Below are 23,777 nucleotides of genomic sequence, written 5' to 3' on the forward strand. Positions count from 1 at the left end.
GGGGCAACCCGCGCCTCACGCACTGCGTCTGCCTCCAGAGCGGGCCGGGGCGCGAGGTGGGGCCTTCGCGCACCGGCCCGTGCCACACCACCGCCGGGCCGAGCGGCTCACCGCCGGGCCGCTCGGCCCACCCCCGTGTCCCTCAGCCGACCGCCACCGGCACCCCCGCGCGCGCCGACGCGTACCCCGCCGCCACGATCTTCAGTGTCCGCAGGCCGCCGTCCCCGTCGGCCACGTCCATCCCGGAGTCCCCCGGCCCGTACAGGAACGCCCGCAGCATCCGCTCGTCCAGGTCGGCGCCGAAGGGGAGTTCAAGGCCCTGTCGGCGGCGCTCGCTGTAGCCGTGCACCGACTGGTCGAAGGCGTCCATCTCCAGGGTCGCGCGCTCGCCGACGACGGTGAGTTCGAGGCCGCCCCACGAGTGGTGGGAGCGCGGATGGGACCAGCTGCAGTCGATGGTCGCCACCGCGCCGTTGTCGTACACCACCGTGACCAGGCCGCTCGTCTCGGCGTCGACCTCACCCTCGTACATGAGGTTGTTGGTCTGCGCGTACACCTCGACGGGGCGGGCTTCGCCGAACAGGTCGTCCAGGAGGTCGGCGACATGGACCGTGTGGTCCATCAGGGCTCCGCCGCCCGCCAGTTCGGGGTCGGCGAACCAGCGCCTGGTGCGCGTCGGCATCGAGCCGTTGTTCGCGCCGGACACGGTGAGGACCCGGCCCGCCTCGCCCGACGCGACCGCCGCCTTGACCGCCGCGTACGCGGGGCTGAAGCGGACCGGGTAGGCGACCGCGAGGCGCACCCCGGCCGCTCGGCACGCGGCCAGCATCGCCTCGCCGTCCGCGACGGTCGTGGCGAGCGGCTTCTCGCACAGGACGTCCACGCCGTGCGCCGCCGCCAGCTCCACCAGCGGCCGGTGCCGGGCGTTCTCGGAACAGACGATCACCGCGTCCGGGCCCCAGGCGAAGGCTTCCTCGTACGTCTGCGCGTAGGCGGCCCCGGCCTGCTCCGCGAAGGCGCGTCCGCGCAGCTCGCCGGGCGCGGCCGAGCCGGTGTCCGGGTCGCTGCCGATGACCTCGACTCCCGGCATCCGGGCCAGCAGGCGCAGATATCCGGCGGCGTGGACGTGGGCGAACGACAGCACGGCGACCTTCATCGCGTGACCTCCTCGGTGTCCGTGGCTTCCTGTGCGCCCGTGGCGCCCGTGGCGCCCGTCCGCAGCTCCACCGCGCGGCCCGTACGGCTCGACTCCACCGCCGCCTCGGCGATGCGCACCGCCTCGACGCCGTCCCGTGCGCTCACCCTCGGCCCGGTGCCGCCCTCCTGCCACGACGCGGCGAATTCCCGCAGCTCCGTCAGGTAGGGGCTCTCCGTCATGGGGCTCGACGGGATGCCCTCGTTCGGGGCGCGCACTCCCTGTGCGGTGATGCGGTAGCCGGGTACGGACGTCGAGTCGTGCCGCAGCAGACCGTCGGACCCCGCGATCCGGAACGTCGTACGGAACCGCTGGTCGGGCAGGCCCCACAGGCCGGTGACATGGCTGACGGCGCCGGAGGCGTGGGTGAGGACGGCCGTGGCGGAGACCACCTCGCCGTCCGCGCCGGTCGCGTGCTCGACGCCGCGGGTCTGTGCGTGCACCCGGACCACGTCGCCGGCGATCCACCGGGCGATGTCGATGTCGTGCACCATCAGGTCCATGATGACGCCGCCGGACTTGGCGGGGTCGCCGAACCAGGGCGCCCACTGCGGGCGCGCCCCGCCGCGCGTGAACCGCAGTACCGCGAGTTCCCCCAACTCGCCGCGCTGTACGGCCTGTTGCATGGCCGCGTACGCCGGGAAGTACCGGACGACATGGGCGGGGTGCAGCCGTACGCCCGCCGCTTCGGCGGCGTCCGCGATCTCCTCCGCCTCCTGTGCCGTCAGCGCGAGCGGCTTCTCGCAGACGACGTGCCGGCCTGCGGCGACGGCCGCGAGGGCGAGTTCCCTGTGGGTCGGGGTCGGGGTGCAGATGTCGACGGCCGTGCAGGCGTCGAGCAGGGCGTCGAGGCCGGAGACGGCGGTGACGCCGCGCCCCTCGAACTCGGCGGCGAGCTTCTGGGCCGACCCGTCGACGGTGAACACGCTGACGCGTGCGCCCAGTTCGAGCCAGCCGGGCAGATGGGCGCGGGCGATGCCGCCCGCGCCGAGCAGGCCGATGTGAAGCGGTGGCATCAAAAGGTGCTGCCTTCCTGGTTCTCGGAGGAGTGGGGTGGGTCAGCTCTTGGAGCCGGAGAGCGCGACGCTCTGCACGAAGTGGCGTTGCAGGAAGACGTAGACCAGCAGCATCGGGAGGCTCGCGATGAGCGAACCGGCCATCATCACGGGATAGTTGGTCTCGAACTGGCCCTCCAACGAGGTCAGTCCCGCACTGATCGGCATCTTCTCCGGGTCGGTGTTGACGATCAGCGGCCACAGCAGGTCGTTCCACGACCACATCGCGGTGATGACGGCGAGCGCGGCGAGCGCGGGCCGCACCAGCGGCAGCATCACTGACCAGAAGATGCGGAAGGAGCCCGCGCCGTCGATGCGCGCGGCCTCCTCCAGCTCCTTCGGCAGGGAGAGGAAGAACTGCCGCAGCATGAACGTGCCGAACGCGCTGAACATGCCGGGCAGGAAGAGTGCGGGCGCGGAGTTGAGCAGGCCGAGCCGCTGGATGATGTCGTACTGCGGAAGCACGAGCAGTGAGCTCGGCACCATCAGGACGGAGAGGAAGAGCGCGAACAGGACGTTGCGGCCCCGGAATTGCATCCGCGCGAACGCGTACGCGGCGAGCGAGCAGAAGACCAGCTGTCCCACCGTCCGTCCGACCGTGTTGAGCGCGCTGTTGACGAGCATCTCCCGGAACGGCAGCGAGGTGAAGACTTCTTCGAAGGCCGACCAGTTCCAGGTGTCGGGCAGGAGCGTCGGGGGCACGCGTGCCGTCTCGGCGAGCGACTTCGCCGCGGTGAGCAGCTGCCAGAGGAACGGGAAGACCATCACGAGGGCGCCGAGCGAGAGCGCGGCATGGGTGGCGACGGAACCGGCGTTGATCCGGCTGCGGCGGGGCGAGGACTCACGCATAGTGCACCCACCTCTTCTGCAGCCTGAACTGCACGAGCGTCAGCGCCGCGATGATCAGCATGAGCAGGAAGGCGAGCGCGGCGGCCGCGCCCTGGGCGTTCTCGATGAAGGCCCATTTGTAGAAGAGGCTCACCACGGACTGGGTGTCGCCGATCGCCGGGTTCTTCTCCGACATCATGATGTAGATCAGGTCGAAGGTCTGCAGCGAGTTGATCATGCAGATGATCGAGGCGAAGAAGATCGTCGGGCTGAGCAGCGGCAGCGTGATGGTGAAGAAGCGGCGCAGCGGGCCCGCGCCGTCCAACTCGGCCGCCTCGTAGTAGTCCTGGGGGATGTTCTTGATGCCCGCCATGAAAATGATCAGGTAGTAGCCGGTGGTCGACCAGACCATCACGGTGCCGATCGCATAGACGGCGGTCGAGGGGTCGGACACCCAGTAGCGGCGGTCCACGCCGAACCACTCCATGACCTCGTTGATCAGTCCGTAGTCGCCGTTGTAGAGCCAGTTCCAGACGAGGCCCACGGCGACCGGCAGGGTCACGAACGGGATGAAGTACAGCGCGCGGTAGACGGCGACGCCGCGCAGTCCGCGCCGGTTGAGGAGCGCGGCGACGCCGATCGCGAGCGGCAGCGCGAGCAGTCCGACGAGGCAGTAGACCAGCGTGTTGCCGAGCGCCTGCCAGACGGTGACGTCCTTGAGGACGCGTACGTAGTTGTCGGTCCCCGTCCAGGTGTTGCCGCCGAAGGCGCCGAACTCGGTGAAGCTGTAGTAGAAGGTCTGGATCAGCGGCCAGAAGTAGAAGACGGCGAAGCCGACGCCGAGCGGGGCGATGAAGAGGTAGGCGGCGCGCTGACTGCGGGACTTGGGGCTTCTTGCAGGGGCGGCATCCGCTCGCCGCGCAGCCTTCGCGGCAGCCGTGGAGGGGAAGACGCTCATCATGCGCGCTCCTCCTCCTTCAGGGCCCGGTCCATCTGCTCGCCCAGCGTGCGGGCGGCGCCCTCGATGCCGCCCTTGCCGCTGAACGCGGCGCCGAGCAGCGGGTATTGGAGGTTCTCCCACACGGCCGTGTTCTTCGAGCTCGGGTACGGCACCGCGTACTCCTGCATCTCTATGAAGTGCTTGAGGTCGAACTCGGGCATCGACTTGAGCCAGGCGTCCTGCGTCCCCTCGTACGAGGAGATGGTGACGCCCGCCGCCGCCTGGATCTCGGCGGCCTCTCGGCCCGCCATGAAGTGCACGAACTTCCAGGCGGCGGCCTTCTTGCGGCTCTTCGCGGAGATGACGTTGGCGAGGCCGTGGATGATGGTGGCGCGCTCGCGGCCCTTGGGCAGTACGGCGACGCCGCCGTGGTCCTTGAGCTCGGGCACGGCGTACATCTGGCCCGCCATCGCGGAGAGGTCGTAGTACATGGCGGCCTTCTCCGACCAGTAGCGGTTGCGGCCCTTGGACTCGACCATGGCGCTCTGCGGCGGGGACCAGCCGCGGTCGATCATGTCGGTCCAGTAGCGCAGTCCCTCGATGGAACGCTCGTCGCCGAAGCCCGACCTGCCGTCCCTGAGGACATAGCCGCCGGCGCCGTGGATGGCCGGGTAGAGCTGGCCCTGGCGGTCCATCTCGGCGGCGATGCCGTGGACGCGCTCGCGCGGGTCGGTGAGTTCTTCGGCGGCGTCGCGCACGTCGTCCCAAGTCCAGTCGACGTCGGGGTACTTGATGCCCGCCTTGTCGAAGAGCGCCTTGTTGTACCAGAGGCCGATGGTGTCGAAGTCCTTGGGGATGCCGTACTGCTCGCCCTCGTAGGCGTAGATCTTCACGAGCGCCTCGGGGTGCCGGTCCACCGGGGTGCGGTCGCTCTTGATGTGCCCGCCGAGAGGTTCGAGGACGCCGCTGGACGCGTACAGCTGGAGGTTGACGGCGTTCATCCAGAACACGTCGGGGGCCATGCCGCCGCGCATCGAGGTCTTCAGGGTGGTCCAGTAGCTCGACCAGGGCGTGAGCTCCATGCGCACGGATATCTCCGGGTTCTGCTCCTCGAAGGCGTCGATCACCTTCTGCAGGCCCGGCACCTGCGCCACGTCCCACACCCCGTACGAGAGGGTGGTCCGGCCGCCGCTGTCGGTGCCGTCGCTCTGGCCGGAGCAGGCGGCGAGCAGGGGTGCCGCCCCCGCCGTCACCGCTCCGTACAGCAGAGTTCTCCTGCGCATCAGCGCCTCCGCTCCGGTCGCCGCCACGCGGTGTCACGCGTGGTCGTGGGTAGCCGTGGTCTGCCGTGGTCTGCCGTGTTGTGCCGTCGCGCTAGGTCGCCGAGTCCGTCAGGAGCCCGGCCTCCACCTGGTCGAGTGCCTTGCGTACGGCGCCGATCGCGACGCCCCGCTCGCCGAGGGTGCTGACCGCGATCCGCGGGACGTGCAGGGTCAGCGGGCGAAGGCGCTCCTCGATCAGCGGCACGAGATGGCCGCCGAGCGGGGTCGCGCCGCCGGTCAGCACGATCAGCTCCGGGTCGACGGCGAGCGCAAGGGCGGCGATGCCCGGCGTGATGCGGTCGGCGAAGTCCGCGACGGCCGCGAGGGCGCGCGGCTCGGCCTCGTCGGCGGCACGCGCGAGCGCCGCCACCTCGGACTCCCCCGCCTGCCGTTCGCCTGACCAACTGAGCGCGTCCTGCGCGGTGTTCATGCCGAGCAGCGGCAGCAGACCCAGCTCACCCGCGCCGCCGCGGCGCCCCCGGTGCAGCCTGCCGTCGATGGTCAGGGCACAGGCGACGCGGTGCCCGGTGAGGACGCAGACCACGTCCCCGGCGAGCGTGGCCGCGCCCTGCCAGCGCTCGGCGAGGACGGCGAGGTTGACGTCGTTCTCGACGAGGGTGTGCCCCGGCTCCCCGTCGGCGAGCAGCCGGCCCATGTCGACGCCGGACCATTCGGGGATGACGTGGGAGGTGATCGTGCCGCCCGAGTCGACGACTCCGGGTACGCCGACACAGCGGGCGAGGACCGAGTCGCGCCGCACCGCGTGCGCGTCCAGGAAGTCCTCCAGGCCGCGCCGCAGCAGCGCGAGCCGCTCGGCTCCGCCCAGTGCGGGGTCGATGTCCGCGCGGTGCGAGGCCAGGACCGTCCCGCCGAGGTCGGCGAGGAGCAGCACCATCTTGTGCAGGCCGATGTCGGCGCCGACGACGTGCCCGGCCTCCACCCGGAACCGGAAGCGCCGTGCGGGCCGCCCCGGCGAGCGCTCGCCCTCCCCGCGCCCGGCCTCCCCCGCCCAGCCGTGCTCGGTGAGCTCGTCGAGGGCGGACTCCACGGTCGGCCGGGAGAGCCCGGTGCCGGCGGCGAGTTCGGCGAGAGTCTGGGGGCTGCGGCGGTGCAGGGCGCGCAGCACGACGGTCGTGTTCAACCGGCGCAGTGAGGCGAGATCGTGCCCGCGCGTCCCGTTCCGCAACACTTCTTCACTCCATATCCATGACCGGGCAGCACTGTTGACCTGTGTATCAGCAGTGTCCGCCGAGGAATTGGTAGGAGACTTGCATAACTCGGCCCGGTGCGGAACCCCCTGCGCGGGAGCGGAATGCGGGGCGGTCCGGCCTGACGACCCATCAAGAAACAGCCGGGTTAACTCCGTGCGCGACCCCTTGCCAAGCCAGATAGTACGTGTTCGGATTATCTCAGTCGGGCGGTCACCCACCGCCTCGTATCCGCAGTTCAGACCCTGTGTGACGGGCCGATCCAGGCTGCCGTCACGCCCTCGTTCCCCACTCGCACGACGTGTCCGGAGTTCGCGCTGCCCGCATGCCCGCGGCAGCCCGAAAGAAGGGATTCCCCGTGTTCGATCTTTCGTCCGTAGACCTGCTCGACGCCTTCACCCGCGAACTGCGCCTGTGCAGGCTCAGCGAGGGCGAGCACGTCGTCGTCCTCTCCGAACCGGGCAGCCGCGGCGACTATGTGGCGGCCGCGTTCGGCGCCGCGAAGGCCTGCGGGGCCCATGTCATCGCCGCGACCGTGCCCGGCGGCAGCCCCGCGCCGATGCCGAGCACCCACACCGGCGCGGGCCCGGGTCTCGTCTCCGTACTGAACGACTCCACCGCGCAGGACCTCCTGAAGTCGGCCGACCTGGTCGTCGACCTGACCCGCGAGGGCTTCATCCACGCGCCCGTCCAGCAGGAGATCCTGCGCGCCGGCACCCGGATCATCTTCGTCTGCGACGCGCCCGACGTCCTCATCCGCAACCTCCCCAAGGAGTCCGACAAGGACGAGGTGCTCGAAGGGGTGCGGCTGCTCAAGCAGTCGTCCGTCATGCGGGTCACCTCGGACGCCGGCACGGATCTGACGGTCCAACTAGCCGGTTCCAAGCCCGAGTTCCAGTGCGGTTTCGCCGATGACCCGGGCCGCTGGGACCACTGGCCGAGCACGATGGTGCTCTGCTGGCCGGAGATCTCCGACGGGCAGATCGTGCTCGCCGAGGGCGACATCCTGCTGCCCTTCAAGGAATACGTGCGGCAGCCGGTGACCCTGCAGATCGCGGGCGGGCAGATCGAGAAGGTGTCGGGCGGCGCCGAGGCCGAGCTGCTCTCGACGTTCTTCGAGGACGCCGACGACCAGTGGGCGCGCAGCCTCTCCCACATGGGCTGGGGCCTGATGCGCACCGCCGACTGGTTCGCCACCGCGATGTACGGCAAGGACGACCTGATGGGCATGGACGCCCGCGCCTTCGCCGGGAACTTCCTGTGGTCGACGGGCCCGCACCCCGTCCTCGGCCGTGAGTCGTACGCGCATCTCGACATCGCCATGCGCGGCTGCACGGTCACGGTCGACGACACCGAGGTCGTGACGGGCGGCAGCCTCACCGAGCGCTGACCCGGCGTCAAGCACAGCTACGTACAAGGAAGATGGAGGAAGCGTGGCGTCCAGTCAGTCGTATGAAGTCACCGTCGTCGGCGGCGGCCTCGGTGGCCTCACCGCGGCACTCGCACTGCGGCAGCGCGGGCTGCGGGTCACCGTCCTCGAGCAGGCGCCGCAGCTCGGCGAGGTGGGCGCGGGCATCCAGACGGCGCCGAACGCCAGCCGGATCCTGCTCGGACTCGGACTGCGCAAACAGCTGGAGGCCATCCACACCGAACCGCTCGACCAGGTGCGGCGGCGCTGGAAGGACGGCAGCATCGTCGGCCTGACCTCCCTCGGGCAGCGCTGCAAGGACGAGTTCAACGCGCCCTACTGGCACTACCACCGGGCCGACCTGCACCGCGTCCTGATGGACGCCTGCGTCGACCCGGCGGGTCCCGGCCCGGTCGTCGCGCTGCACACCGCGAGCAGGGTCGCCGAACTCGACCGCGCCGACCCCGCGCGCCCGGTGGCGATCACCGACGACGGGCGGCGCTTCCCCTGCGACCTCGTCATCGGCGCCGACGGCATCCGCTCCCGCGTCCGCGACCTGATGGACGTACCCGACACCCTGCAGTTCTCCGGGGAGATGGCCTACCGGGCCCTGATACCGGGCGAGTTGATCGCCGCGGACCCTGCGACGCGCTGGCTGGTGGACCGCTACCAGTCGACCATCTGGTACGGCCCCGACCGGCATCTGGTGCACTACATGATCCGCGGCGGCGAGTTCCTCAACATCGTGGCCTGTGTGCCCTGCACGGACGAGGTCGCCGAGAAGTGGACCGTGGCGGCCACCGCGCAGGACCTCGTCGACGCCTTCCCCGGCTGGGACGACCGGGTCCCCGCGATGCTCTCCAAGGCGAAGGAGGACGTGTCCTGCTTCGCGCTCTACCACCGGCGCCGCGACCCGGTGTGGCTCGACGGCCGGGTCGCGCTGCTCGGCGACGCCTGCCACGCGATGCTCCCCTACCAGGCGCAGGGCGCCTCGCAGGCCATGGAGGACGCCGCCGTGCTCGCCGAGGAGCTGGGCGCGGTCACGGCCGACGGCATCGAAGGTGCGCTGCGCCGCTATGTCGACCGGCGGGCCAAGCACGCCGGGATGGTGCAGGACGCCTCCCTCCAGAACAAGACCTTCTACCACTTCCCCGACGGCCCCGAGCAGCAGGCCAGGGACGAGAAGCTGCGCCGCGCCTTCGACGGTGAGTCCGACCTCTCGTACGACTGGCTGTGGGGCGGCACCCCGCTCAACGACCCCGATCTCGGGGCCTTCTCCTACCAGTTCCCCCGCTGAGTCCCACCAGTTCCCCCGCCGAGTCCCGTCCCCGACACCGTGGAGCGAACGTGAAAACAGGCGATCAGATCGTCCAGGACCTCCCCTGGAGATGGTCGGTCCAGGGCAAGATCTTCATCATCGGTGGCCTCGGCTACCTCTTCGACGCGTACGACATCGCGTTGAACGGCTTCCTCATGCCGCTCCTCGGCAAGCACTTCGACCTCTCGCTCAGCGAGCGCGGGCTCGTTGCCACCGCGAACCTGGTGGGGATGGCCGTCGGCGCCGTCGCCTGGGGCGCGGTCGCCGACCGGATCGGCCGCAAGAAGGCGTTCAGCGTCACGCTGCTGATCTTCGCCGTGTTCTCGGTGCTCGGCGCGCTCGCACCGACGTATCCGGTCTTCCTCGCCCTGCGGTTCCTCGCGGGGGTCGGGCTCGGCGGCTGCATCCCCGTGGACTACGCCCTGGTGGGCGAGTTCTCGCCGCGCAAGTACCGGGGCCGCATCCTGACCGCGCTCGACGCGTGGTGGCCGGTCGGCGTCACGCTGTGCGGGCTCGTCTCCACGGCGATGCTCACCCTCGACGGCAACTGGCGGTGGATGCTCGCCACGATGGTCCTGCCGGCGCTGCTGCTCTTCTGGGCGCGGCGCGGCATCCCCGAGTCGCCGATCTATCTGACGAAGAAGGGCCGCGAGGCCGAGGCGCGCGCCGTCATCGACGACCTGGTCGCCAGGACCGGGGCGCCCGTGGAGCCCTATGTCATCCCCGAGCCGGTCCCGGACGAGGGGCCGCGCGGAGCGGCCGCCGCGATCGAGCAGCTGCGCCGCGTCTGGAGCTTCAGCCCGCGCATCACCTCGGCGGCCTGGCTGCTCTTCGCCACGATCATGCTGGTCTACTACGCGGCGCTGAGCTGGATGCCGTCGATCCTCAAGGAGGAGGGCCAGGGCGACACGGCCGCCTTCATGAGTACGACGCTGATGAGCGGCGTGGGCATCGTCGGCGTCCTCGTCTCCACCGCCCTGGTCGACCTCGTCGGCCGCAAGTGGCTGATCGGCGTCTCGGCCCCGGTCGCCTCGCTCGCCCTCGTCGTGTTCGCCCTGGTGCGGGACATGCCGACGGGTTCCGTGGTGGCGATCGGCGTCTTCGGCTTCCTTGCCCAGCTCACCATTCCCGCCCTGTACGCGTACGTCTCCGAGCTCTATCCCACTCCCCTGCGGGCCAGCGGCTTCGGCTGGGCCTCCTCGGTGAGCCGGGCGCTCACCGGATTCGCGCCGCTGCTCTTCGGCTCGGTGATGTGGCCGCTCCTGGGGCTGCCGTTGACGTTCGCGGTGCTGGGAGGGACGGTGCTGGTCGCCGTGGTGTGGATGGCGGTGGCGGCACCGGAGACGAACGGGCGGTCCCTGGACGACGAGGGCGAACCCCCGGCGCCCGCTTCCCCCCGACCGGTCGCCGAGCAGGCGGCCCGCTGAGCGGCTCCTCGCCGAGCAGCCGTCCCTCGTGACCGCTCCGTCGCAGACGTCCCTCGTGACCGCCCCGTCTCCCGGCCCGACGCACCCGTACGACAGGAGGACCATGAAGCCCGCCCCCTTCGCCTATCACCGGGCCCGCGACCTGGAGGGCGCCACCCGGCTGCTCGCCGAGCTCGGTGACGAAGCCAAGGTCGTCGCCGGCGGCCAGAGCCTGGTCGCGATGATGAACTTCCGGCTCGCCCGCCCCCGGCATCTGGTCGACATAGGCGGCCTGCGGGAGCTCGACCGGCTGAGCGTGGACGCCGGGGGCGGGCTGCGGATAGGGGCGCTCACCACCCATCACACGGTGGAGCGGGACCCGGCGGGGCGGCTCGGGGCGGACTTCGGGGTCCTGCGCGACGCCATGCGGTGGATCGGGCATCTGCCGATCCGTACGCGGGGCACGGTCGGCGGCAGCATCGCGCACGCCGACGCGACCGCCGAGTGGTGTCTCCTTGCCGTGGCGCTGGACGCCGAGTTCGTGGCGCGGGGGCCGCGCGGCGAGCGCCGGATCGCCGCCGGGGACTTCTTCCTCGGGTACTACACGACCGCCCTCGACCCCGACGAGATCCTCGTCGAGATCGTCTTCCCGCGTCCGGCGCCGCACGCCGCGCTCACCGAATTCGCCGAGCGGCGCGGTGACTTCGCGCTCGTCTCCGCCGTGGTCGACCTGGACGTCGACGGTGGAGCGGTGCGCGGCGGCCGGGTGGCGCTCGGCGGTGTGGCCGCCGCCGTGGTCCGGGTCCCGGCGGCAGAGGCCGTCCTCGCGGGCGGCGGCGGCTTCGCCGAGTGCGCGGCAGCGGCGGCGGACGCCGTCGATCCCCCGGCCGACGCGTCCGGCGGCACGCACTACCGCAAACAGCTCGTCCGCACGCTCGTCCTGCGTGCCTGTGAGGAGGCGATGGCCCGGTGAACGAGCCCATGAATCAGGGCCGGTTGGTCGGCAGGTCCGTGGCGCGGCGCGAGGATCCTCGGCTGCTCACCGGACGCGGCCGGTTCGTCGACGACATCGCGCTGCCGGGCATGCTGCACGCACAGTTCGTGCGCAGCACGGTCGCACACGGCGAGATCGTGTCGGTCGACCTGACGGCGGTGCGCGAAGTGCCGGGTGTCGTGGCGGCGTTCACGGCCGACGATCTCGCGCTGACCGACATCACCGCCCAACTGGGGCGTCCGCTCTCGGAGTTCGTGCCCACCGCCATGCCGGTCCTGGCGCGCGACCGGGTCCGCTATGTCGGGGAGCCCGTCGCGATCGTGGTGGCGCGGGACGCGTACGCGGCGGAGGACGGCCTGGAGGCGGCGAAGGTCGGCTATGCGGCCCTGCCGCCGGTCACGTCGGAGGAGGCGGCGCTCGCGCCCGACGCCCCGCTGCTGCACGCGGATGCGGCCCGCAACACCCTCGTGGACGTCTCGCTCTTCGCCACGGAAGGCATCGACGAGATCTTCGACGCCGCCGCCCATGTCGTGCGCGTCGAGTCGCGGACGGGCCGGCAGAACGCCCTGCCCCTGGAGACACGTGGCGTCGTCGCCTGCTGGGACGACCGCGAGGAGCAGCTCGTCCTGCACACCTGCACCCAAGTCCCGCACCAGGTGAGGACAGTGGCGTCCCAGTGCCTGCGGCTGCACGAGCGGGCCGTGCGGGTCGTCGTACCCGACATGGGCGGCGGCTTCGGCCAGAAGTGTGTCGTCGGGCGCGAGGAGATCGCCGCCGCGGCGGCGGCGCTGCGGCTGCGCAGGCCGGTGAAGTGGATCGAGGACCGCAAGGACGCCCTGTCCGCCTCGTTCCTCGCCCGCGAGCAGCACTACGACGTGCGCGCGGCCTTCGACGCGGAGGGCAGGATCCTCGGCCTGGACGCCGACGTGGTGTGCGACATGGGCGCCTACTCCTGCCATCCGTTCACGGCGGGCATCGAGCCGCTGATGGCGTCGGCGGAGATGCCGGGCGTCTACAAGGTGCCCGCGTACCGGGTGCGCGGCCGCGCGGTGACCACCAACAAGGCGCCGACCGCGCCCTATCGGGGCGTGAGCCGTCCGCAGTACGTGATGGTGATGGAGCGGCTCTTCGAGCGGGCGGCACGGGAACTGGGCCTGGACGCGGTGGAGCTCCGCCGCCGCAATGTCATCACCGAGTTCCCGTACACGGGCGTCAACGGCATCACGTACGACCCCGGCTCCTACCTGGAGTCGCTGAACCTGTGCGAGCGGCTCGTCAAGGACGAGGGCTGGTACGAGAAGCAGTCGGCGGCGGCAGCCGAGGGACGGCACATCGGCATCGGCTACTCCTGTTTCAGCGAGCGCACCGGCTACGGCTCGGCGGCCTTCGCCCAGCGCAAGATGCGGGTCGTGCCGGGCTTCGACATCTCCGAGGTCCGGATGGACACCAGCGGCGCGGTGACCGTCACCACCGGCACGATGAGCCACGGGCAGAGCCACGAGACGACCATGGCGCAGATCGTTGCCGACGAACTCGCCCTGGACATCGGCAAGGTGAAGCTCCATCAGGGCGACACGGAGCGCATCACCTACGGCTGGGGCACCTTCGCCAGCCGCTCCATCACGGTGGGCGGTAGCGCGGTGCGGCTCGCGGCGGCGAAGCTCGGCGAGAAGCTGCGGCGGATCGCGGCGGCACGGTGGCAGGTCGAGCCGGCGGACGTGGAGCTCGCCGACGGGGCCGCGCGACACCGTGACGGCACACGGCTCACGTACGAGGAACTGGCCGATGTCGCCTATCTCCAGGCGCACTTGCTGCCCAAGGACATCGAGCCGGGCCTCTCGGCCACCGCCACCTTCGACGTGTTCAACGACGGCACCTTCTCCAACGCCACCCACGGCGTGGTCGTCGAACTCCACGAAGGCACCGGGCAGGTGGAGATCCTGCGGTACGTGTGCGTCGAGGACTGCGGGGTCGCCATCAACCCCCAGGTGGTGGAGGGGCAGTGCCGGGGCGGCATCGCACAGGGCATCGCGGGCGCGCTCTTCGAGCAGGTGACGTACGACGAGCAGGGCGAGCCGTCGGCGACCAGCTTCATGGACTACAAGGTGCCGACCGCCCACGAGATCCCCGATGTACTGATCCATCACCTTCAGACGCCGTGCGCGTTCACCGAGACCGGTGCGAAGGGCGCGGGCGAGGGCGGCACGATCGGGGCGCCCGCCGCCGTGCTCAACGCCGTCAACGACGCCCTTCGCCCCACGGGCGTCGAGCTCGACCACACCCCCATCACGCCGGAGACGGTGCACCGCGCCCTGAACCTGGAGCTGTCCCGATGACCGACACGACCGACGCGAACGACAAGCTGCTCCTCACCCTCGACGTCAACGGCGAGCGGCACGAGGTGATCACCGAGGCCCGCCGCACCCTCGTCGACGTGCTCCGCCACGAGCTGCGCCTGACCGGCACGCATGTCGGCTGCGAGCACGGCATCTGCGGCGCCTGCACGGTCCTGGTCGACGGGCGGCCGGTGCGCGCGTGCCTGATGTTCGCGGCGCAGGCCGAGGGCGCCGAGATCCGCACCGTCGAGTCGCTGTCGGACGGCACCCGACTGAGCGATCTGCAAAGGGCGTTCAGCGAGCACCACGGGCTGCAGTGCGGCTTCTGCACCCCCGGATTCCTGATGCTCGCCGAGGGGTTCCTGGCCGAGCGCCCCGATGCGGACAAGGACGAGATACGCGAGGTCGTCGCCGCGAATCTCTGCCGGTGCACCGGCTACCAGACCATCGTCGAGGCGATCGACGGCTGCGCCGTCGCCCGGCGCTGTAGCAAGGAGAACTGATGCAGCTCACCAACTCGGTCCCGGTCAAGGCCTCGCCGGACGCGGTCTTCGCCCTGATGAACGACGTCGAGCGGGTCGCCTCGTGCATGCCGGGCGCCGCGCTCGACGGGCACGACGGAGACACCTGGCAGGGCTCCGTGAAGATCAAGGTCGGCCCGATCAGCGCCGCGTACGCGGGCACGGTCCGCTTCCTGGAGGTCGATCCCGAGGGGCGGCGGCTGCGGGTCCAGGCCCGTGGCGCGGACACCCATGGGAGCGGCGACGCCGAGGCGGAGGTCGCCCTCGAAGTCCTCGGCGCGGCCGAGGGCGCACTGCTCCAGCTCTCCACGGATCTGGTGATACGGGGCAAGATCGCGCAGTTCGGCAAGGGGGCGATCGCGACGGTGTCGGACCGGATCCTCCAGCAGTTCGCGCAGAACCTGGGGAGTCTGCTGGATCAGGAGCGGACGCCTGGCGCCAGGAGTCTGCTGGATCAGGAGCGGACGCCTGGCGCCGTCGCCGCCGCGGCCGCTCCCCGCACCACGGCCGCCCCCGCAGAGGCCGAACTCGACGGCCTCTCCATGCTGCTCGGCCCGGCCGCCGCCAAGTACGGCCTGGTCGCCGGGGCCTTCGCCTTCGGGCTCTTCGAGGGCTGGCTGCTCGGCCGGCTCGGCGCCCAGGCGCGGGAGCTGCGGGCCCTGCGCACGCCGGGGAGGGCATCGTGAACTACGGCCAGGAGACGGAACGTACCTACGAACGGGCCGGATTCGGCGCCCCCGTGCGCCGTGGAACCCGCCCCGCGATCCTCGTCGTCGACCTGACGCGCGGCTTCACCGAGCCCGGGTTTCCCTCGGGCGCGGATCTGACCGACGTGGTGGGCGCGGTCGGCGAGCTGATCGACGGCGCCCGCCCCGCCGAAGTACCGGTCGTCTTCACCACGATCTCGTACACGCCCGCCGAGGCGTCGGGGGACGCGGTCACCTGGCTGGACAAGGCGCGGGGCATGCGGTCGCTGGTCGAGGGCAGCGACGAGGTCGCGCTCGATCCCCGACTTCCGTACGGTACACGGGACTTGACGGTGGTGAAGAAGGGCGCGTCGGCGTTCTTCGGCACCTCCCTCGCGGCGCTGCTCACGGGTCTCGGCTGCGACACCGTCCTGGTCTGCGGGGCGACGACGAGCGGCTGCGTGCGGGCGACGGCGGTCGACGCCGTACAGAGCGGCTTCTCGGTGCTCGTGCCGCGCGAGTGCGTCGGCGACCGCGCGGCGGGCCCGCACGAGGCGAGCCTCTTCGACATCCAGGCCAAGTACGGGGACGTCATCGGCCTCAAGGAGGCCGTCGACTACCTCCAGACGCTCACCGGGAGGACCGCATGACCCGGCCCCGCCCCCAGGTGGACCGTGTGCCCCCGCCCGACCACCGCTTCCTCCCCCAGTCCGCCCTCGCCGACCTCGCCGACACCCCCGCCACCAGCCGCTGGGTCCGCTCGGGCGCCACCCGGCTGCACGTCCTCGACTACGGCGGGCCCGGCGTCCCCCTGCTCGTCCTTCCCGGCATCACGAGCCCGGCCGTCACGATGGACTTCGTGGCGCGCGAACTGACCGATGTCGTACGCCCGTTGGTCCTCGACGTGCGCGGACGCGGGCTCTCCGACAGCGGCGGCTGCTACGCCCTGGAGGAGTACGCCGAGGACGCAGAAGCCGTCGTGACGGGGCTCGGCCTCGACCGGCCGGTCCTGTTCGGGCACTCCATGGGCGCGCGGATCGCGGCGGTCACCGCGGTGCGGGGCAAGGTGGCGCTGCGCGGCACGGTGCTCGGCGACCCGCCGCTGAGCGGGCCCGGACGCGGGCCCTATCCGACGCCTCTGGAAGCGTTCCTCGGCCAGCTCGACCAGGCGCGGCGCGGGACGGACGCGGACGAGGTGGCGCTGGCCTGGCCGCGCTGGCCGCGCAGGGAGCAGGAGCTGCGGGCCCGCTGGCTGGCGAGCTGCGACCGGGGGGCGATCGCGGCCACGCACCGGGGCTTCGAGTCGGAGGACTTCTTCGACTGGTGGCCGGCGGTGCCGGGGCCCACGGCCCTGCTGTACGGCGCGGACAGTCCCGTCGTCACGGGCGCGGGCGCCGCCGAGGCGGCCCGGCGGCATCCGGCGGCGGTGCTCGCAGAGGTCCCGGACGCGGGTCACATGCTGTTCTGGGACAGCCCCCGCGCGGCCCTCGCCGCGCTCCGGGAGGCGGTGCGCCCGATGCTGACCTGACGCTCCGTGCCGATCAACCCCCGTGCTTAAGTGGGCCCCATGGCTGACGAAACCCCCACCACGACGGCTTCCACCGCGACGACGCCCGGGCCGCCCGCCGCCCTCACCGCCGCGCCCGGCTACCAGGTGCGGCGCCTCTACCAGGCGTATCTCGCGGTCTGGATCCGCGCGGTGGACCCGACGCTCACCGGACCGCAGTTCGCGGTGCTGCAGGCCGTGGACGCCTCGCCGGGACACGACCAGCGGTCGATGGCGTCGGCGGTGGCCCTGGACACGTCGACGATGGCCGACGTGGCGCGGCGCCTGGAGAACCGGGGGCTGCTGCTGCGCAGGACGGCCGCCGACGACGGCCGCCGCAAGCTGCTCTATCTGACCGAGGAGGGCGAACGCACCCTCCACGCGTCGAACCGTCGCGCCCGTGAACTCGACGAGCGGCTCCTGGAGCCGTTCGGCGCCGAGCGGCGCGAAGAAGTCATGCACCTCCTCACGTCCCTCGCCGATCACTGGGAGGGGCTGACCGAGGACTCATAGCCGTACGACATCCGGAGGAACCGTGGCAGCGAAGCCGACCGCGACCGTGACCGACCACCACATCGGCATGATCGTCCCCAGCTCGAACCTGACGATGGAGACGGAGCTGCCGCGCATGCTGCGCGACCGCGAGTCCGTGGCCCCGCAGGATCGATTCGTCTTCCACAGCAGCCGGATGCGGATGAAGCATGTGACGCCCGAGCAGCTGAAGGCGATGAACGCGCAGACCGAGCGGGCCGCGCTGGAACTGGCCGACGCCAGGCCCGACGTGGTGGCCACGGCCTGTCTCGTCGCGATCATGGCGCAGGGGCCCGGGCACCACTGCGTGGCGGAGGACGAGATCACCGCCGCGCTGCGTTCCGAGGGCGCGCAGGCCCCGGTGGTCTCCAGCGCGGGAGCGCTGCTCGACGGCATCAAGACCCTCGGCGCGGCGCGGGTCGCGATCATCACTCCGTACATGAAGCCGCTGACCCGCCTGGTCGCGGAGTACATCGAGGACGCGGGCGTGGAGGTGGTGGACGCGCTGAGCCTGGAGGTGCCGGACAATCTGGCGGTCGCCCGGCTCGACCCGGCCGATCTGCGGGACCACTGGCGGCGGGTGGATCTGGGCAGGGCCGACGCGCTCGTCCTCTCGGCGTGCGTGCAGATGCCGTCCCTCGCGTCGGTCCAGGCGGTGGAGGACGCGGCGGGCCTGCCCGTCCTGTCGGCGGCGACCGCCACGGCCCACCGGATCCTGACCGAACTGGGCCTGCCGCCGCACGTGCCCGGCGCGGGCAGTCTGCTGCGGGACCCGAGTGACGCTTGAGCCCACCGGTCCGAGGGGGCACGATGACCGGACGTGCCTGATGTACGTCTGAACAGCCGCCGCCCCCTTGGGAGTTGACGCATGTCCGCGATCCCGGAGTCCGCTGCATCGATGATCGACACCAGCAAGCCGCATCCCGCCCGCGTCTACGACTGGTTCCTGGGCGGCAAGGACAACTATCCGGTGGACGAGGAGCTGGGCCGGCAGATCGAGTCGCTCGAGCCGCAGACGAAGTACTGCGCTCAGCACAACCGCTGGTTCATGCAGCGGGCCACGCGGCGGCTCGCGGGCGAGGGCGGGATACGCCAGTTCCTGGACATCGGCACCGGCATCCCCACCGAGCCCAATCTGCACCGCATCGCCCAGTCGGCCGCCCCCGAGGCACGCGTCGTGTACGTGGACAACGACCCGATCGTCCTGGCCCACGCGGCGGCGCTGCTGACGGGGACTTCCGAGGGGGCGACGGAGTTCCTCCAGGTGGACGCGCGGGAGCCGGACAAGATCCTCGAACAGGCGGAAGGCGTACTGGACTTCACTCGGCCGATCGCACTGTCGCTGATCGCGCTGCTGCACTTCATCGGCGACGAGGACGGGGCGCACGACGTCGTCCGCACGCTCGTGGACGCCCTCGCGCCCGGCAGCCATCTGGTGCTCTCGCAGATGGCGGGCGACTTCGACCCGGAGCGGACGCGGCAGGCGGTGGAGATGTACAAGGCGGGCGGCGTGACGCTGGCGCCGCGCTCACGGGCGGAGGTGGAGCGGTTCTTCGAGGGGTTCGAGCTGCTCGACCCCGGGATCGTGTGGCTGCCTCAGTGGCATCCGGAGCTGGGGGTGGACGAGGTGCGCAACGGGACGCCGGTTCCGCTCTACGCGGGGGTGGGCCGCAAGCCGTAGCCCGCGCACCTCGCCTCGCACCCTCCCCTTTTCACCCCTCTCCCCCTTTCACCCCCTCCCCCTTTTCATCTCCTTGACGATAAGCGGTAGAGCTCGCTATCGTCGATGTGACGAAAACGGGGAGGGATTCCATCATGGCCGACATCACCAGGCGCCTTGGCCTGCACCACCTGCGCTCCGCGCCCACCGCCCACATCCGCCACCACCGGCGCGGCCGGCTCGTCCACGACGGGCCGGGGCTGAGCTTCTGGTTCCGTGCGCTCAGTGCCGCCATCTCTGAAGTGCCGGTCGACGACCGGGAGTTGGCCGTCACCTTCCACGCACGGACCGCCGACTTCCAGGACGTCACCGTGCAGGCGACGGTGACCTACCGGATCAGCGATCCGGCACTCGCCGCCGCCCGCGTCGACTTCGCCGTCGACCCCGGCACGGGCGCCTGGCGCGGCGCCCCGCTGGAGCAACTCGCCGCGCTGCTCACGGAGTCCGCCCAGCAGAACGCCCTCGACGTACTGGCCCGCACCCCGCTGGCCGAGGCGCTCGCCGACGGGGTGAGCGCGGTCCGCGCGCGGATCTCCGACGGTCTCGCGGCCGAGCCCCGGCTTCCCGCCACCGGCATCGAGGTGGTGGCCGTCCGCGTCGTCGCGATCCGCCCCGAGCCCGAGGTGGAGCGCGCCCTGCGCACCCCCGCACGGGAGCGGATCCAGCAGGACGCGGACCGGGCGACGTACGAACGCCGGGCCGTGGCCGTCCAGCGGGAGAAGGCGATCGCCGAGAACGAGCTGACGACCCGCATCCAACTGGCCCGGCAGGAGGAGGAATTGGTCGAACAGCGCGGCACCAACGCGCGCCGCGAGGCCGAGGAGAACGCGGCGGCGGACGCCGTCCGCGCACAGGCGGAGGCCGAGCGCACGGAACGTCTCGCGCGCGCCGAGGCCGAGTCGGCGCGCACGGTCGGCGAGGCGAAGGCGGCGGCCCAGACGTCCTGGCTCGCGGCGCACTCCGCGGTCGACCCGGCCACCCTGCACGCCCTCGCGGCGACCCGGCTGGCCGAGAACGTCCCCCGCATCGAAAGCCTCACCCTCTCCCCCGACGTCCTCACCGGTCTGCTGGCCAGGCTGGGGCAGGACGGGAGCCCCCGGCCATGAGCCTGGCGCCGCGCGCGGTCCTGGTCCATCGCACCACCGAGTACGAGGAGTTGCTCGCCCGGCACGGCACGCACGGGCAGGCCGAGTTCTTCCTCGCGTCGCGGGGCCGGTCCCTTCAGGAGGTGGCCGAGCGTCATCGCCGGGCCCGCGCGACGCTCGCGGAGGTCGCCGCCGCGGTGCCGGAGCGGTGGCGGCAGGCGCGGGTGGAGCGGGCGGACCTCGACCGGTTCCTCTTCGGGCCCGAGGACGTCGTGGTGGTCGTCGGGCAGGACGGACTGGTGGCCAACGCCGCGAAGTATCTCTCGGGGCAGCCCGTCGTCGGCATCGACACCGAGCCCGGCCGCAACCCCGGAGTCCTCGTCCGCCATCGGGGCGCGGACGCGGCGAAGCTGCTCCCGGCGGCGCTGTCCCCCACCGCGACCGTGGACGAACTCACCATGGTGGAGGCCCAGTCCGACGACACCCAGCGGCTGCTCGCCCTCAACGAGATCTATCTGGGCCCGCCCGGGCACCAGACCGCCCGCTACCGGCTCGGCCCGGACACGGACGGCGCGGCGGCCGAGGCGCAGGCCTCGTCCGGAGTGCTGGTGGGCACCGGCACCGGCGCCACCGGGTGGCTGCGGTCGCTGTGGCAGCAGAGCGGCAGCGCCCTGCCGCTGCCCGGCCCCGCCGAGCCGCGCCTGATCTGGTTCGTACGGGAGGCCTGGCCCTCGCCCGCGACCGGGACCTCGCGGGTGGAGGGCGTACTCGCGGGGGCGCAGCGGCTGCGCGTCACCGTCGAGTCGGACCGTCTCGTCGTCTTCGGTGACGGGGTCGAGAGCGACGCGCTGGAGCTGACCTGGGGTCAGACCGTCCGCATCGGAATCTCGGACATCGCCCTGCGCCTGCTGAGTTGAGGGCACTCTGGGGCGCGGGCCCCCGGCGGCGGCGCCGCACCCATGGGGCAGGATGACGCTCGCGACGCCGGACACGAACACACGTCCGGCGCGCCCGCACAACCTGGAGAAGGAACTGATGGAGCGAGCCCTCACTTGGCACGACCTGATCGCCCCCGGCATCGCGCTGGCCGCCGGAATCGCGGCGGCGCTGCTGCTGCGCGTCATCCTGCGGTGGCTCGGCGAACGGGCCAGCAGGACGCGCTGGAGCGGTGACGACGTCATCGTCGACGCCGTGCGCACGCTGGTCCCCTGCGCGGCGATAGCCGCCGGCGCGGCGGCCGCCGCTGCTGCGCTGCCGCTCACCCCGAGGACCGGCCGCAACGTCACGATGACGCTCACCGCGCTGCTCGTCCTCGCCGCGACGCTCACGGCGGCCCGCGTGGTGACCCGTCTGGTGAAGTCGCTCGCCCAGTCCCGTTCGGGCGTGGCGGGTTCGGCCACCATCTTCGTGAACATCACCCGCGTCGTGGTCCTGGCGATGGGCTTCCTCGTCATGCTCCAGACGCTGGGCGTCTCCATCGCCCCGCTGCTCACCGCGCTCGGCGTGGGTGGCCTCGCGGTCGCCCTGGCCCTCCAGGACACCCTCGCCAACCTCTTCGCGGGCGTCCACATCCTCGCCGCCAAGACCGTGCAGCCGGGCGACTACATCCGGCTCAGCAGCGGCGAGGAGGGCTACGTCGTGGACATCAACTGGCGCAACACGGTGGTGCGTCAGCTGTCGAACAACCTGGTGATCATCCCCAACGCGCAGCTCGCCGGCACCAACATGACCAACTTCAGCCGCCCCGAGCAGGACCTGTCGATCATGGTCCAGGTCGGTGTCAGCTACGACAGCGACCTGGAGCAGGTCGAGCGGGTCACGACCGAGGTCGTGGAGAACGTCATGAAGGACGTCGACGGCGCCCTGCCCGAGCATGAACCGGCCGTCCGCTTCCACACGTTCGGCGACTCCAGGATCAGCTTCACGGTGATCCTGGGCGTCGGCGAGTTCAGCGACCAGTACCGCATCAAGCACGAGTTCATCAAGCAGCTCCACCAGCGCTACCGGGACGAGGGCATCCGGGTTCCCTCGCCGGTCAGGACGGTGAACGTGCAGCAGGGCGAGCTGCCGCCGAGCCTGATCCCGCAGCAGCGGGGCACGGCCGCTCCGGCAGCCAAGGAGCGGGGCTAGAGCCCGACCGGCGGACAGGCCCTAGACGGCGAACTCCCGGATCACGGTGTTCCGGAAGACCGCCTTGCCGTCGATCGTGAACAGCGCGAGCCGGGTGTCCGCGAGGTACGGGAACGCCTCCATGGAGTGCGTGTAGCGGCCGTCGTCGAAGAAGACCTCCACCGACGTGCGGTCGACCAGGGCCCGCAGGGTGACCCTGCGGGCCGACGCGTCGAAGGGGGTCCTGCTCTCCTGCCACTTGCCCGAGGTGTCGGGGTTGGCGGCGCCCCTGCGGTTCACGAAGGCGTAGTCGCCGTACACGCCCGCGTCGACATGCCGGCTGCCGTCGGCGGATCTGCGCAGCTGGACGCCCGCGCCGGTGAGCTGGTCCCAGGTGATCTCGGTGGTCAGCTCGTACGCCGTGCCGGTGTACTCCAGGACCAGTTGGCCCTCCACCGTCACGTCGCCGAGGTCCACCGTGCGTGAGACGTGCCGGTCGAGGGCGGGGACGGGCCGGGACGCCAGGTAGTACGTGCCCGACGCGGCGCGACGCAGCCTCACCTCGCGGACGATCGAGTCGGTGCCGTTGAAGCCGTCGGCGTCGATGGTGGGGGTGGTGTTGGGGTAGTCCCAGTTGTTGAGCCAGCCGATGGCGTAGCGGACGGCCGGGTCGACCGTGCCGTCCGCCGCGTGCTTCTCGAAGGTGACGGCGCCGTACCAGTCGAAGCCGTGGTCGAGCCACTGCGGTTCGGGCGCGTCGGCGGTGAACGCGGTGCCGTCGAAGGCGCCGGTCCAGTACGCGTACGTATTGGGCAGTCCGGACGCCTTGCCGTTGGCGCTGACGCCGAGCACCCACTTCGCGGTGCCTTCGGCGGTGGTGACGCGGAACAGGTCGGGGCACTCCAGGACGCCGAGCCCCTCCTCCACGAAGCCGCTGACGTACGTCCACTCCTTGAGGTTCGTCGAGTGGTAGAAACCGACCTTCGTCTTCTCGGCGAGCACCATCACCCAGCGGCCGCGCTCCTCGTCGCGGATCACCTTGGGGTCGCGGAAGTCCTTGACGCCGGGGTTGGCGAGCACCGGGTCGGTGCCGTGGTTGGTGAAGGTGCGGCCCTTGTCGGTGGAGTACCAGAGGTACTGGGCCTGGGTGTCGGCGGTCTCCACCGGTTCCATGGTGGCCAGGACGACGACCGCGCCCGCGCCGAATCCCGCGGTGTCGTGGGTGTCCACCACGGCCGATCCGGACCAGACGTCGCCGTTGGGCGTGGTGTCCTTGGGGACGGCGATGCCCCGGTCCTTGAAGGAGACCAGGTCGGTGCTGGTGGCCAGGCGCCAGGCGGTGCCGGTGGTGGTGCCGCCGGCCAGGTAGTCGGCGTTGTAGAGGTAGTAGTAGTGGTACTCGCCGTCGATCCAGACGGGTCTCTGGGGGTCGTTCTTCCACTGGTCGGGGACGGTGAAGTGGTACTCCGCCCGGTAACTGGCCGCCTTGGCCGCGGACTTGCGGTCCGCTGCCGAGGCCTGCGCGAGGAATGTGGCGGGCACCGCGGCCATGGCGGCGCCCACCGCTCC

Annotated in this window: 22 protein-coding genes; 15 read left to right on the forward strand and 7 right to left on the reverse strand. The window is 71.4% G+C overall.

The window, feature by feature from the left end; genetic code table 11:
- Positions 1–142: 142 nt before the first annotated feature.
- The 6 genes from ACIBKX_RS08250 to ACIBKX_RS08275 all read right to left on the reverse strand — a co-directional run bounded on the left by ACIBKX_RS08250 (position 143) and on the right by ACIBKX_RS08275 (position 6,529).
- On the reverse strand, positions 143–1,156 hold the full coding sequence (locus ACIBKX_RS08250) for a Gfo/Idh/MocA family oxidoreductase (protein ID WP_363271095.1): 1,014 nt from the start codon (positions 1,154–1,156) through the stop codon (positions 143–145).
- Positions 1,153–2,211 (reverse strand): Gfo/Idh/MocA family oxidoreductase, encoded by a 1,059-nt coding sequence (locus ACIBKX_RS08255; protein ID WP_363271096.1) that lies wholly within the window; start codon positions 2,209–2,211, stop codon positions 1,153–1,155. The genes ACIBKX_RS08250 and ACIBKX_RS08255 overlap by 4 nt, the downstream gene beginning before the upstream one ends.
- 42 nt (positions 2,212–2,253) lie before the next feature.
- The gene (locus tag ACIBKX_RS08260) at positions 2,254–3,099 is read right to left on the reverse strand and encodes a carbohydrate ABC transporter permease (protein WP_363271097.1); all 846 of its coding nucleotides are present in this window, start codon (positions 3,097–3,099) and stop codon (positions 2,254–2,256) included.
- Positions 3,092–4,039 (reverse strand): sugar ABC transporter permease, encoded by a 948-nt coding sequence (locus ACIBKX_RS08265; RefSeq protein ID WP_363271098.1) that lies wholly within the window; start codon positions 4,037–4,039, stop codon positions 3,092–3,094. The genes ACIBKX_RS08260 and ACIBKX_RS08265 overlap by 8 nt, the downstream gene beginning before the upstream one ends.
- Entirely contained in the window at positions 4,036–5,301 is a 1,266-nt protein-coding gene (locus tag ACIBKX_RS08270) for a sugar ABC transporter substrate-binding protein (protein ID WP_363271099.1), read from the reverse strand. Before ACIBKX_RS08270 ends, ACIBKX_RS08265 begins: the two co-directional genes overlap by 4 nt.
- Positions 5,302–5,392: 91 nt before the next feature.
- Positions 5,393–6,529: an ROK family transcriptional regulator gene (locus ACIBKX_RS08275; protein WP_363271100.1), complete on the reverse strand. Its 1,137-nt coding sequence runs from the start codon at positions 6,527–6,529 to the stop codon at positions 5,393–5,395.
- A gap of 377 nt (positions 6,530–6,906) precedes the next feature.
- Here ACIBKX_RS08275 and ACIBKX_RS08280 point away from each other — a divergent pair, with 377 nt between their 5' ends.
- From ACIBKX_RS08280 to ACIBKX_RS08350, 15 genes are all read left to right on the forward strand, one after another.
- Positions 6,907–7,938, forward strand: coding sequence for a hypothetical protein (locus ACIBKX_RS08280; RefSeq protein WP_363271101.1), 1,032 nt, complete (start codon positions 6,907–6,909; stop codon positions 7,936–7,938).
- A gap of 43 nt (positions 7,939–7,981) precedes the next feature.
- Positions 7,982–9,253, forward strand: a complete 1,272-nt coding sequence (locus ACIBKX_RS08285; RefSeq protein WP_363271102.1) for an FAD-dependent oxidoreductase — start codon at positions 7,982–7,984, stop codon at positions 9,251–9,253.
- Between the two features lie 50 nt (positions 9,254–9,303).
- Positions 9,304–10,701: an MFS transporter gene (locus ACIBKX_RS08290; RefSeq protein ID WP_363271103.1), complete on the forward strand. Its 1,398-nt coding sequence runs from the start codon at positions 9,304–9,306 to the stop codon at positions 10,699–10,701.
- 103 nt (positions 10,702–10,804) lie between these two features.
- A complete protein-coding gene (locus ACIBKX_RS08295; protein ID WP_363271104.1) occupies positions 10,805–11,653 on the forward strand; it encodes an FAD binding domain-containing protein in 849 nt (282 codons plus the stop codon).
- 8 nt (positions 11,654–11,661) lie between these two features.
- Positions 11,662–14,010 carry a xanthine dehydrogenase family protein molybdopterin-binding subunit gene (locus tag ACIBKX_RS08300; protein WP_363271177.1) on the forward strand — a complete coding sequence of 783 codons (2,349 nt, stop codon included), beginning with the start codon at positions 11,662–11,664 and terminating at the stop codon, positions 14,008–14,010.
- Positions 14,007–14,513, forward strand: a complete 507-nt coding sequence (locus tag ACIBKX_RS08305; RefSeq protein WP_363271105.1) for a (2Fe-2S)-binding protein — start codon at positions 14,007–14,009, stop codon at positions 14,511–14,513. The genes ACIBKX_RS08300 and ACIBKX_RS08305 overlap by 4 nt, the downstream gene beginning before the upstream one ends.
- Positions 14,513–15,217, forward strand: coding sequence for an SRPBCC family protein (locus ACIBKX_RS08310; protein ID WP_363271106.1), 705 nt, complete (start codon positions 14,513–14,515; stop codon positions 15,215–15,217). Before ACIBKX_RS08305 ends, ACIBKX_RS08310 begins: the two co-directional genes overlap by 1 nt.
- The gene (locus ACIBKX_RS08315) at positions 15,214–15,867 is read left to right on the forward strand and encodes an isochorismatase family protein (protein WP_399375688.1); all 654 of its coding nucleotides are present in this window, start codon (positions 15,214–15,216) and stop codon (positions 15,865–15,867) included. Before ACIBKX_RS08310 ends, ACIBKX_RS08315 begins: the two co-directional genes overlap by 4 nt.
- Positions 15,864–16,745 carry an alpha/beta hydrolase gene (locus ACIBKX_RS08320; RefSeq protein ID WP_363271107.1) on the forward strand — a complete coding sequence of 294 codons (882 nt, stop codon included), beginning with the start codon at positions 15,864–15,866 and terminating at the stop codon, positions 16,743–16,745. Before ACIBKX_RS08315 ends, ACIBKX_RS08320 begins: the two co-directional genes overlap by 4 nt.
- A 39-nt stretch (positions 16,746–16,784) precedes the next feature.
- Entirely contained in the window at positions 16,785–17,276 is a 492-nt protein-coding gene (locus ACIBKX_RS08325) for a MarR family winged helix-turn-helix transcriptional regulator (protein WP_363271108.1), read from the forward strand.
- Positions 17,277–17,322: 46 nt separating this feature from the next.
- Positions 17,323–18,081, forward strand: coding sequence for an Asp/Glu racemase (locus ACIBKX_RS08330; RefSeq protein ID WP_363271179.1), 759 nt, complete (start codon positions 17,323–17,325; stop codon positions 18,079–18,081).
- A gap of 81 nt (positions 18,082–18,162) precedes the next feature.
- Positions 18,163–18,975: an SAM-dependent methyltransferase gene (locus tag ACIBKX_RS08335; RefSeq protein WP_363271109.1), complete on the forward strand. Its 813-nt coding sequence runs from the start codon at positions 18,163–18,165 to the stop codon at positions 18,973–18,975.
- A 134-nt stretch (positions 18,976–19,109) separates the two neighbouring features.
- Entirely contained in the window at positions 19,110–20,120 is a 1,011-nt protein-coding gene (locus ACIBKX_RS08340; RefSeq protein WP_363271110.1) for an SPFH domain-containing protein, read from the forward strand.
- Complete coding sequence (locus ACIBKX_RS08345; protein ID WP_363271111.1) at positions 20,117–21,016, forward strand: hypothetical protein; 900 nt, start codon at positions 20,117–20,119, stop codon at positions 21,014–21,016. The genes ACIBKX_RS08340 and ACIBKX_RS08345 overlap by 4 nt, the downstream gene beginning before the upstream one ends.
- Before the next feature lie 118 nt (positions 21,017–21,134).
- Positions 21,135–22,229 carry a mechanosensitive ion channel family protein gene (locus ACIBKX_RS08350; protein WP_363271180.1) on the forward strand — a complete coding sequence of 365 codons (1,095 nt, stop codon included), beginning with the start codon at positions 21,135–21,137 and terminating at the stop codon, positions 22,227–22,229.
- 21 nt (positions 22,230–22,250) lie between these two features.
- On the opposite strand, the gene ACIBKX_RS08355 is transcribed toward ACIBKX_RS08350, so the two are convergent.
- A complete protein-coding gene (locus ACIBKX_RS08355) occupies positions 22,251–23,759 on the reverse strand; it encodes a glycoside hydrolase family 32 protein (RefSeq protein ID WP_399375732.1) in 1,509 nt (502 codons plus the stop codon).
- Positions 23,760–23,777 lie beyond the last annotated feature (18 nt).

The organism is Streptomyces sp. NPDC050658, from assembly GCF_044457025.1.
GTDB lineage: Bacteria > Actinomycetota > Actinomycetes > Streptomycetales > Streptomycetaceae > Streptomyces.

What these genes read in the sequence shown, in the direction of transcription:
- ACIBKX_RS08250 (WP_363271095.1), bottom strand. Translation starts at nt 1,156, where the DNA reads ATGAAGGTCGCCGTGCTGTCGTTCGCCCACGTCCACGCCGCCGGATAT.
- ACIBKX_RS08255 (WP_363271096.1), bottom strand. Translation starts at nt 2,211, where the DNA reads ATGCCACCGCTTCACATCGGCCTGCTCGGCGCGGGCGGCATCGCCCGC.
- ACIBKX_RS08260 (WP_363271097.1), bottom strand. Translation starts at nt 3,099, where the DNA reads ATGCGTGAGTCCTCGCCCCGCCGCAGCCGGATCAACGCCGGTTCCGTC.
- ACIBKX_RS08265 (WP_363271098.1), bottom strand. Translation starts at nt 4,039, where the DNA reads ATGATGAGCGTCTTCCCCTCCACGGCTGCCGCGAAGGCTGCGCGGCGA.
- ACIBKX_RS08270 (WP_363271099.1), bottom strand. Translation starts at nt 5,301, where the DNA reads ATGCGCAGGAGAACTCTGCTGTACGGAGCGGTGACGGCGGGGGCGGCA.
- ACIBKX_RS08295 (WP_363271104.1), top strand. Translation starts at nt 10,805, where the DNA reads ATGAAGCCCGCCCCCTTCGCCTATCACCGGGCCCGCGACCTGGAGGGC.
- ACIBKX_RS08300 (WP_363271177.1), top strand. Translation starts at nt 11,662, where the DNA reads ATGAATCAGGGCCGGTTGGTCGGCAGGTCCGTGGCGCGGCGCGAGGAT.
- ACIBKX_RS08305 (WP_363271105.1), top strand. Translation starts at nt 14,007, where the DNA reads ATGACCGACACGACCGACGCGAACGACAAGCTGCTCCTCACCCTCGAC.
- ACIBKX_RS08310 (WP_363271106.1), top strand. Translation starts at nt 14,513, where the DNA reads ATGCAGCTCACCAACTCGGTCCCGGTCAAGGCCTCGCCGGACGCGGTC.
- ACIBKX_RS08320 (WP_363271107.1), top strand. Translation starts at nt 15,864, where the DNA reads ATGACCCGGCCCCGCCCCCAGGTGGACCGTGTGCCCCCGCCCGACCAC.
- ACIBKX_RS08325 (WP_363271108.1), top strand. Translation starts at nt 16,785, where the DNA reads ATGGCTGACGAAACCCCCACCACGACGGCTTCCACCGCGACGACGCCC.
- ACIBKX_RS08335 (WP_363271109.1), top strand. Translation starts at nt 18,163, where the DNA reads ATGTCCGCGATCCCGGAGTCCGCTGCATCGATGATCGACACCAGCAAG.
- ACIBKX_RS08340 (WP_363271110.1), top strand. Translation starts at nt 19,110, where the DNA reads ATGGCCGACATCACCAGGCGCCTTGGCCTGCACCACCTGCGCTCCGCG.
- ACIBKX_RS08345 (WP_363271111.1), top strand. Translation starts at nt 20,117, where the DNA reads ATGAGCCTGGCGCCGCGCGCGGTCCTGGTCCATCGCACCACCGAGTAC.
- ACIBKX_RS08350 (WP_363271180.1), top strand. Translation starts at nt 21,135, where the DNA reads ATGGAGCGAGCCCTCACTTGGCACGACCTGATCGCCCCCGGCATCGCG.
- ACIBKX_RS08355 (WP_399375732.1), bottom strand. Translation starts at nt 23,759, where the DNA reads ATGGCCGCGGTGCCCGCCACATTCCTCGCGCAGGCCTCGGCAGCGGAC.